Below are 8,078 nucleotides of genomic sequence, written 5' to 3' on the forward strand. Positions count from 1 at the left end.
GCAGATCCTCGGGCCGCTTGCAGCCCTTCAGCAACTCGTCCAGCAGCTCGTTGGAAATCGTCATCGTCCTTGCTCCTCTCAGGAAGCATGGACCGGGTCAGTCATACACAGAAGATCAGACACTCTCGTTCCGCGCCGCGCAGATGGGCGCGCATGACGCAAGCGCTTTTTCCCGGTCCAGTGTCATCACCTCGCAGGTCACCAGGACAAGCATCTCAACTCCAGAACCACGGGGGATGTCTGCTCGCCTACCACTGTCGATCTCGGCCTTCTTCACCCATTCGTTCAGAGTGCTGAACAGCCAATCTTCGCCGCGATTGACACAATCGCCTGCCAGCGAGAGCCATGCTGACCCTCGTTATCAGAAACCAGCCGCACCGCGCGCTCGCGCACTTCAGGGGAAAACTTGTTCGTCGTCTTGCTCATGATGCTCCAGCCTACTCGGGAATTGGAGCCTCCGGCAAACCTGACTCGGCTCAGAGACCCAATCCGCCGTCTTGCTACAAACCTCGATGCGCTGGTTCGAGGTCGGGTCATCCAAGGCGTTCTCCTTCGCGCAGCTACGTCAGGCGCCGTTGCCGTGGACCTTCTTGAAACCTGCGGTGCATTCCGACTGCCATGCCGCATAATGACGTTCTGCATCGGCCGGAAAGCGACCCAGTTCGACCGCAAGATCGAAGAAACCGCGCCTCGGCAGACCATTCATGCGGCTGACGACCAGAGCCGCAACCATGGGCCGCCCTGCTTCGACATCTTCTCGCATCGTTTGCTCGAGCGCGGCGGCGATCCGAGAGATGGTGCCGGGGGGCACCAGTCCAAGCGCTTTCGCGAGCTCCTGATAAGTGAGGCAGGACGCACCGGCCACCTGGCTCGACAACAGGGCTCGCACCAGCGCCGCGAGCGCCACAGTACTGTCCGCAGGGCCGGTCATGTACCAACCGCCTCGCCGACCAGGCGGCGCACCAGTGGCGGGGCCTCGTTCCAGTAGACAGGTTTCCCAATCTCTGCGCCAGTGGACGAGTGCTCTGGCGTTGCGTCATCTTGGCGACTGTCGTGGGCCATAGGCCTCGCGCATAGAGGTTCCGCCTTGGCGGGCCAGGGTGGGACGGCGTCGATTTCAGCGGGCATCCCCATTCTTCCTTCCTGTTGGTCCGCTTCACCCCATTCGATAACCGGGCGTGGAGAGCGACAGGGCACGCTCCTCATCGTCCATGTCCTCGTGGATCGCCTCGAACAGCGGCGTGGTCAGGTACCGCTCGCCGGTGTCGGGCAGCATGGCCAGAATCACGGAGCCTTCAGTTGCACGCTCGGCGATCTGCATGGCGACCGCAAAGCTCGCCCCGCCCGAGATCCCCGTCATGATGCCCTCCCGGCTCGCAAGCTTCCTGGCCCATGCGATGCCGTCAGCCCCAGAGACCGGGATCAACTCGTCATAACCGCCGTTGTCCAGCGCCTCCTGCAGCACGAAGGGGATGAAGTCCGGCGTCCAGCCCTGAATCGGATGAGGCTCGAATGCAGGATGACTGGCTGCGGGCGCTTCGTCTGGCCCGCGCTCCTGCGCGAGGCCGCTGGACACCAGAGCGGCATTCGTCGGCTCTGACAGGATGATCTTCGTCTCGGGTCGTTCACGGCGCAATACGCGGGAGAGGCCAGTCACCGTGCCGCCGGTGCCGTAGCCCGTGACCACGTAATCCAGTCTGTCGCCAGCAAAATCGCCGATGATCTCGCACGCCGTGGTTGCCTCGTGGATATCGGCATTTGCAGGTGTCTCGAACTGCCGAGCCAGGAACCAGCCGTGTTCGTTGGCCAGCTCCACGGCCTTCATGTACATGCCGGTTCCCTTCTGCGCGCGGGGGGTCAGCACCACCTTGGCGCCAAGCATCCGCATCACCCGCCGCCGTTCGACCGAGAAGCTTTCGGCCATCGTCACAACCAGCGGGTAGCCCTTCTGCGCACAGACCATGGCCAGCCCGATGCCCGTGTTGCCGCTAGTCGCCTCGATCACGGTCTGGCCGGGCTGCAAGGTGCCGGCGCGTTCCGCCGCCTCGATGATGTTCAGCGCGAGGCGGTCCTTGACGGAGCCTGCCGGGTTGAAGAACTCGGCCTTGACGTAGAGGCGCACACCGTTGGGCGCGAGATTGTTCACCCGGATCACCGGGGTGTCGCCGACAGTGTCGAGGATGGAGTCGAATAGGCGTCCCCGCCCCTTCGTTCTACGGATCGACTTCCCGATCATGGTCTCACTCCCGAGTTGATTTGTTTGCGCAGAGGCAAGCCAACCGGTGCACCGTGACCTGTGAGCGGCTCCGCATCGCTTAATCGGCGCTTCCCGCGTCAGCTCGCGCGCGGATAGACGCTCAGCACGCGCCCGATGAAGTCGCTGAACTCCTGCATGTAGTTGCGCAGGAAGTCCTCGGTTCCCGGCACGCTGACCTCGCCTGCGTCAGAGATCAGGTTCGGCGTGAACTGGATATAGGCCTCGACCGCGTTCATCATCGGCGAGTTGCAGAAGCCCAGGATGCTCTTGAGGTGCTGCTGGCCGACGGCGGTCCCGATCGCGCCGGGCGAGGTGCCGATGATCGCCGAGGGCTTGCGGGTGAACGCGTTCTGCCCGTAGGGCCGGCTGGCCCAGTCGATGGCGTTCTTCAGCGCGCCGGGGATCGAGCGGTTGTATTCCGGCGTGACGAACAGCACGGCGTCCACGTCTGCGATCGCCGCCTTGAAGTCCCGCGCGACCTGCGGGTAGTCGCTGTCATAGTCATAGCTGTAAAGCGGAAGGTCCCCGAAGGGGATCTCGCGCATCTCCAGTCCGGCCGGCGCCAGCCGCACGAGCGCCCTGGCGAGCTTGCGGTTGATCGAGCCTTTCGCGAGACTGCCCACGAAGTAACCGACAGTGAAGTCCGACATCTCATCCTCCGTATCTAGGGGTCCTGCGCGCATTCTGCAGCAGGAAGACCTTCCGCACTGCCACTCAGGCTACGGCAATTCCGGCCTTCCGTCTCGGGTCGAGTGTGCCTTGGTCGCAGGAACTTTGCCAGCCCGCGCCCGTTTCCCGGCATGGCGCAGGAGGAGGTCTCCGCCGCAACGCCATCGTGACGTTGCGCGCCATGCTTCAGAGAGATTGCAATGGCGCCAACCATTTCTGGCATTCTGCCGGGATCGGCACTGTCCACCCCCATGGTCCTGACCCAAGAAGCGGGACAGCCGCCCTAGGACGGCGACACCCTTTCGCTCGAAACCTTCTCGGGCCGGGTGCTGGCCAATGGCCCCGAAGGTCCCTGAGAGTTGACCTGGGAACCCGATGACATGCTCTGAGTATCGTCCCGGTCGGACCCGATCATGTGATCCGACTTCTGGAGTCAGTCAGGATCGTGACTTGACGGCTTGGTACCGGACAGTCCTCAGAGTTGCGCGTGCCGGGCACAATTTGCCAGAGAGCTACTTACCGAGAGGTTGGCTTACCCTCCTTGCTCTCGCAGGTACCGGCGTCTGAGGGAAATCCGTGAGCTGATCTGATGACGTCTGCGGCTTCGATTCAGGCGGACGCTGAGCGCAAGGAGGGGTTCTCGACGCTTAAGGCCGAGGCTACGAGGACGGTGGTGGTGAATCCGAACCGTTGCGGACGCGCTGCGAAAGCGGCCCGGGGGGAAGACAGACGGCAGGAACGGACGCAGGCTGCGTGAGAACGACGGCCCGCAAATGCAGGGGAACTTTTTCCGGCGTATCGCATCTAATCGAGTGAAGCGGCCGCCTGACCTGCGCTCATGACTACGCGAACGACAACCATTGCGAGTGATGCCTGAAACGGAGGAGATCATGTCCGACATCACCCTGCCCAAGGCCAGTGCCGCGCTTGCGGCCAGGCGGCATGCCTTGGCACCCGACATCGACGATGCCTTCGCAGCCTGGTCAAAGGCCGTGCTTGCCGACGGCGCGCTGGACAAGCGCACCAAGCAGTTGATCGCGCTTGCGGTGGCGCATGTGACCCAATGCCCGTGGTGCATCGAAGGCCACACCAAGGGCGCCAAGCGTGAGGGCGCAACCAATGAGCAGATCATGGAGGCGATCTGGGTCGCGGCCGAGATGCGGGCCGGCGCCGCTTATGCCCACGCCAACAAGACGCTGGCGCTTCTGGATGAAATCGACGGCGGATGACCGGGAGGAGCAGGATCGGGCTTGCGCGGGTCTTGGACTGACGCCTGAACGCGTGGATCTGAGCGCACGAGCCATGCCGATGCGAACCTTTCCGGCGAGGCTGCATCCAATGGAATGAGGCCGGGCTGATCCGGCCCGCAAACCGAAAGGTCATCCCATGTTCCGGTCCCTCCCCGCTCTCGCAGCGTCCATGATTCTCGGCACCCTGCCACTTCCGGCAGCCGCCCAGACGGCCAGCGGAACCGCGCCCCCTGCCGCCCCCTTCCAGAAGGTCAGCGACCTCGTCACGCTGCCGGATTTCCTGCCTGGTCTCGGAACCCTCTATGTAGACCCTACCAATCTGCCTGCCGGACCCTTCCTCGGCTATGATCATGACGGCAAGCTGTCGGCCACGATCTACATGGTTCCCATTGAGGATCTGGAAGGCGGCACTGCCTTCAACGACCTCGCGGTCGGCAGCGGCACCGTCACTTCGGTCGATATCTATTACAACGCCGGCCATCCCGGTGTGGAAAAGCCGCATGCCCATGTCGTGCTCTACCACGACAAGGATGCCAAGGCGCGGCTGGCGGAATGACCATGAACCGCCGAAAGCTGATCATCGGGGGGGCGGCCATGTTGTTGGCCGCCCAGGTGCGGCCCCGCCTGGCCATCGCGGCAGGGCCGCTGCCGGTCGAGATGAAGGGTACTCCGCGGGGCGAGCAGGTCTGGTTCGTGCCGGTGGGCCTTGCCGTCACGCCGGGCGCGACGATCCGTTTCGTGAACCGAGATGCGGGCAACAGCCACACCGCGACGGCCTATCACCCCGACATCCTGGACCGGCCGCGGCGCATCCCCGATGCCGCCCGGCCCTGGGACAGCGACCTGCTGCTGCCCGGCGAGGAGTTCGAGGTCACGCTGACCGCGCCGGGGGTTTATGATCTCTACTGCCAGCCGCATGAACATGCCGGCATGGTGGCGCGGATCGTGGTCGGGCGGCCGGACCGCGATCCCCGGTGGCAGGGTCCGGCGCTCGACGCGGGCGATCTTCCCAAAGCGGCGCTGGCCGGCTTCCCGCCGGTCGGCGTTATTCTCGAGCGTGGGGCAGTGATGCCCCCAGAAAGAGGCTGGACATGAGCGAACCTGAGAGGTCGGTGTCCCTCCGTGCCGAGCGGCAATCGTCCGAGGCTGCTCTGGTGGCGGCTGCCCGGCTGCACGACGAGGCCGCCGTGCGGGAACTGATCCGGCGACTGAACGGGCGCCTGTTCCGCATCGCGCGTGGGCTGATGCCCAGCGACGCCGAGGCCGAGGAGGTCGTGCAGGATGCCTGGCTGGCCGCCTTCACCCACCTGGACGGCTTCCGCGACGCGGCCCGGTTCTCGACCTGGATCACCCGCATCACGCTGAACTGCGCGGCTATGCGGCTGCGCAAACAGCAGGCACGGCAGGAATACGACACGGTGAACGAACCCGTGGTCCGCAGTGCCGAGGTGCTGCTGTTTCCCGGCACCGACCCCCAGCCGATAGAAGCGATCCTCGGCGGGATGCAGACCCGCGCCCTGATCGAGGCTGCCGTGGGCGAGCTGCCGCCCGACCTCCGGCTGGTGTTCCTGATGCACGAGGCGGTCGGGCTGAGCCTGGGCGACATCGCCCGCGACCTGTCGCTGCCGCTCGGCACTGTCAAGACGCGGCTGATGCGTGCCCGCCACCGTCTGCGGCGGATTATCGCCGACCGGATCAAGGGCGGGTTCGAGACGATCTTTCCATTCGCCGGTGACCGTTGCGCCCACATGGCGGACCGCGTGGTGGCCATGCTGAAAGCACGACCGTGCTGGTCCGCCCCCCTGTCTGGGCCTGTGCAACGAGACGCTGCGAAGGAGGAGCGATGAACGACAGTGACACTGTCAGACGCCGCGGCAGCGGCAGCCATCGCAAGCATTGCACAGTTGTCGATGGAACCCTCATCGGTCGCGATTTCGGGGTCCTTGAACCGGGGTGGCGTCCTGCTGGCTGCTCCTGCTGATGAGCGAGCGGCCGAGAACCGCCTTTGTCCTGGCTGGTGGCGGCAGCCTCGGGCCATCCAGGTCGGGATGCTTCTGGCGCTGACGGAAGCAGGGCTGAGGCCCGATTTCGTCCTCGGCTCCTCCGTGGGCGCGCTTAATGCCGCCTATTTCGCGGGGGCGCCACTCCTCGCCGACGTGGAGCGGCTGGCACGAATCTGGTGCGGGTTGCGCCGATCCGACATCTTCCCGCTGTCGCCCTCGGGCCTGCTCGGGAGCTTGCGCCAGTCGGGCAGCATTGTCGATCCGGCCCATCTGCGGCACGTGCTGAAAGCCTATCTCCCCTTTCTCCGGATCAAGGGAGGCCCTGCTGCCGTTGCGTGTCATGGCGACCGATCAGCAAGGCGCGAGCGTGCGGCTTTTCGCAGGGCCGGCAGTGGAGGCAATCCTCGCCGGTTCAGCCATGCCCGGAATATTTCCGCCGGTCACCATCGATGGCCTCCAGCTGACGGACGGAGCGATCGCCGGGAACACGCCGCTGCGTGTTACCGCCGGGCTGGACGCCGCGCAGATCATCGTGCTTCCCACCGGCTATGCCTGCGCCCTGACCGAGCCGCTATGCGGCGGGATCGCACGGATGCTGCATGCCGTGACGCTGCTGATCGCCTCGCAACTGCGACACGAGATTGAGACAATGCCGGAAGGCGTGAGGGTCCACCTCGCTCGTGCCATCTGCCCGCTCGTCGTATAGCCCCATGATTTCACCGCCTCACGCCAGCTGATCGAGCGTGCGCAGAACCGCAGGCAGGCGTGAATCGCCCGCGGCGGTCTGACCCGCGCAGCCTGTGCACGTGAACTTGCCGTGCATCACCACCGAGGCGCGAAGGTGCAGACAACCTCAGCCGGCCGGTTCGGGGGGATAGACCGCTTTTCCTGCTGCGGTCCTTTGCGTGCCGGGCGTGAGCGTGGCGGAGACGATCTGGCCCGGTCCCATCAGGTGGTCCACGGCATGGCCGTTCAGCAGCAGATGGTCGGCGATGATGCGGCGATGACATCGCCACCAGACCGCCTCCGAACACATCAGCGCCAGCCGCTGCTCTCGTCCCAAGCGCACGAGTTCCTCGAAGGCTCCGGCGAACTCCGGCCCCAGCGCGTAATCGGCGTAGTTGTGGAAACTCTGCACACGCCACAAGGCATTGAGACCGGGGTCCACCTCAGGCTGCTTCGGCCGCCGCCCGCCCAAGGCGGGACAGTGGCAATAGCCGATCTGCACCCGCGCGAGATCGTCTGGAAGCCGGTCGATGTTGTATTCGGGATTGCGCCGCGACCGGGGAAACGCCCGCACATCGACGAGCAGGCGGACCCCGGCAGAGCGCAGCATGCTCAGGAATTCCGCGAGGCTGCGGTCGGAATGCCCGATTGTGGTGAACTGCGCGACCATCAGCCGATCTTCGTCAACGCGCCTTCCTTGTGGGCCGCGACGTGGTCAGTCCTGTCGCTCGCGATCTCGTATTGGGGATCGTCCTTCGAGGCGCGGTGGCAGTGCCCCTTGCAGTCGAAATCCTCGTGATGGACCCTGACGATCCGACCGCTGACCCGGCCAGCCTCGGAGTTCCAGCTGACATGATCACCGATGAAAAACTTCGCAATGCGAGGGTCCCTCCTCTGCGGTGTTGGCCCTGATGCACTAGGCTTGTGGACATCAACGCCGCCACTGCTGAATTGATCCTGCTTCGCGATAGCGTGGCAGGTCCGCGGACATCACGATGATCCGTTCACCACCGTGTCTGGCCTCGCTTGCACATGCCGCTGATCAGTGGAGATGGGGTGGATGCCGCTCTCTCCCCTACGGCGTCGCAATGCGCCAAGCTTGTGATGCTGAAGTCACAAGAGAAACAAGAGGGCATCCATGAAGGAAATTAGCATCATCGGCGTCGACCTGGC

General features: G+C 64.7%; 10 protein-coding genes and 2 pseudogenes. 6 read left to right on the forward strand and 6 right to left on the reverse strand.

Annotation, left to right across the window (positions count from 1 at the left end):
- Positions 1-235: 235 nt before the first annotated feature.
- From H5395_RS16955 to H5395_RS16970, 4 genes and pseudogenes are all read right to left on the reverse strand, one after another.
- A pseudogene (locus H5395_RS16955) lies at positions 236-426 on the reverse strand (IS3 family transposase); the annotation flags it as partial.
- Between the two features lie 139 nt (positions 427-565).
- The gene (locus H5395_RS16960) at positions 566-931 is read right to left on the reverse strand and encodes a hypothetical protein (protein WP_182793712.1); all 366 of its coding nucleotides are present in this window, start codon (positions 929-931) and stop codon (positions 566-568) included.
- A 225-nt stretch (positions 932-1,156) separates the two neighbouring features.
- Positions 1,157-2,236 (reverse strand): PLP-dependent cysteine synthase family protein, encoded by a 1,080-nt coding sequence (locus tag H5395_RS16965; RefSeq protein WP_182793713.1) that lies wholly within the window; start codon positions 2,234-2,236, stop codon positions 1,157-1,159.
- Positions 2,237-2,334: 98 nt separating this feature from the next.
- Positions 2,335-2,907 (reverse strand): NADPH-dependent FMN reductase, encoded by a 573-nt coding sequence (locus tag H5395_RS16970; protein WP_182793714.1) that lies wholly within the window; start codon positions 2,905-2,907, stop codon positions 2,335-2,337.
- A gap of 909 nt (positions 2,908-3,816) precedes the next feature.
- Here H5395_RS16970 and H5395_RS16975 point away from each other — a divergent pair.
- The 6 genes and pseudogenes from H5395_RS16975 (at position 3,817) to H5395_RS19175 (ending at position 6,885) form a co-directional block, all read left to right on the forward strand.
- Positions 3,817-4,155, forward strand: a complete 339-nt coding sequence (locus H5395_RS16975; RefSeq protein ID WP_182793715.1) for a carboxymuconolactone decarboxylase family protein — start codon at positions 3,817-3,819, stop codon at positions 4,153-4,155.
- A 157-nt stretch (positions 4,156-4,312) separates the two neighbouring features.
- The gene (locus H5395_RS16980) at positions 4,313-4,732 is read left to right on the forward strand and encodes a hypothetical protein (RefSeq protein ID WP_234450841.1); all 420 of its coding nucleotides are present in this window, start codon (positions 4,313-4,315) and stop codon (positions 4,730-4,732) included.
- A 2-nt stretch (positions 4,733-4,734) separates the two neighbouring features.
- Complete coding sequence (locus H5395_RS16985) at positions 4,735-5,271, forward strand: plastocyanin/azurin family copper-binding protein (RefSeq protein WP_200559418.1); 537 nt, start codon at positions 4,735-4,737, stop codon at positions 5,269-5,271.
- The gene (locus tag H5395_RS16990) at positions 5,268-6,023 is read left to right on the forward strand and encodes an RNA polymerase sigma factor (RefSeq protein WP_182793717.1); all 756 of its coding nucleotides are present in this window, start codon (positions 5,268-5,270) and stop codon (positions 6,021-6,023) included. The genes H5395_RS16985 and H5395_RS16990 overlap by 4 nt, the downstream gene beginning before the upstream one ends.
- A 201-nt stretch (positions 6,024-6,224) precedes the next feature.
- Positions 6,225-6,488, forward strand: a pseudogene (locus H5395_RS19620) (patatin-like phospholipase family protein); the annotation flags it as partial.
- A gap of 31 nt (positions 6,489-6,519) precedes the next feature.
- Entirely contained in the window at positions 6,520-6,885 is a 366-nt protein-coding gene (locus H5395_RS19175; RefSeq protein WP_200559417.1) for a patatin-like phospholipase family protein, read from the forward strand.
- 147 nt (positions 6,886-7,032) lie between these two features.
- On the opposite strand, the gene H5395_RS17000 is transcribed toward H5395_RS19175, so the two are convergent.
- The gene (locus H5395_RS17000; protein WP_182793719.1) at positions 7,033-7,575 is read right to left on the reverse strand and encodes a DUF488 family protein; all 543 of its coding nucleotides are present in this window, start codon (positions 7,573-7,575) and stop codon (positions 7,033-7,035) included.
- On the reverse strand, positions 7,575-7,874 hold the full coding sequence (locus tag H5395_RS17005; protein WP_370576495.1) for a DUF2945 domain-containing protein: 300 nt from the start codon (positions 7,872-7,874) through the stop codon (positions 7,575-7,577). The genes H5395_RS17000 and H5395_RS17005 overlap by 1 nt, the downstream gene beginning before the upstream one ends.
- Positions 7,875-8,078: the final 204 nt, after the last annotated feature.

The sequence above is a fragment of the Paracoccus sp. MC1854 genome (assembly GCF_014164635.1).
Taxonomy (GTDB): domain Bacteria; phylum Pseudomonadota; class Alphaproteobacteria; order Rhodobacterales; family Rhodobacteraceae; genus Paracoccus.

What these genes read in the sequence shown, in the direction of transcription:
- H5395_RS16960 (WP_182793712.1), bottom strand. Translation starts at nt 931, where the DNA reads ATGACCGGCCCTGCGGACAGTACTGTGGCGCTCGCGGCGCTGGTGCGA.
- H5395_RS16965 (WP_182793713.1), bottom strand. Translation starts at nt 2,236, where the DNA reads ATGATCGGGAAGTCGATCCGTAGAACGAAGGGGCGGGGACGCCTATTC.
- H5395_RS16970 (WP_182793714.1), bottom strand. Translation starts at nt 2,907, where the DNA reads ATGTCGGACTTCACTGTCGGTTACTTCGTGGGCAGTCTCGCGAAAGGC.
- H5395_RS16975 (WP_182793715.1), top strand. Translation starts at nt 3,817, where the DNA reads ATGTCCGACATCACCCTGCCCAAGGCCAGTGCCGCGCTTGCGGCCAGG.
- H5395_RS16980 (WP_234450841.1), top strand. Translation starts at nt 4,313, where the DNA reads ATGTTCCGGTCCCTCCCCGCTCTCGCAGCGTCCATGATTCTCGGCACC.
- H5395_RS16985 (WP_200559418.1), top strand. Translation starts at nt 4,735, where the DNA reads ATGAACCGCCGAAAGCTGATCATCGGGGGGGCGGCCATGTTGTTGGCC.
- H5395_RS16990 (WP_182793717.1), top strand. Translation starts at nt 5,268, where the DNA reads ATGAGCGAACCTGAGAGGTCGGTGTCCCTCCGTGCCGAGCGGCAATCG.
- H5395_RS19175 (WP_200559417.1), top strand. Translation starts at nt 6,520, where the DNA reads ATGGCGACCGATCAGCAAGGCGCGAGCGTGCGGCTTTTCGCAGGGCCG.
- H5395_RS17000 (WP_182793719.1), bottom strand. Translation starts at nt 7,575, where the DNA reads ATGGTCGCGCAGTTCACCACAATCGGGCATTCCGACCGCAGCCTCGCG.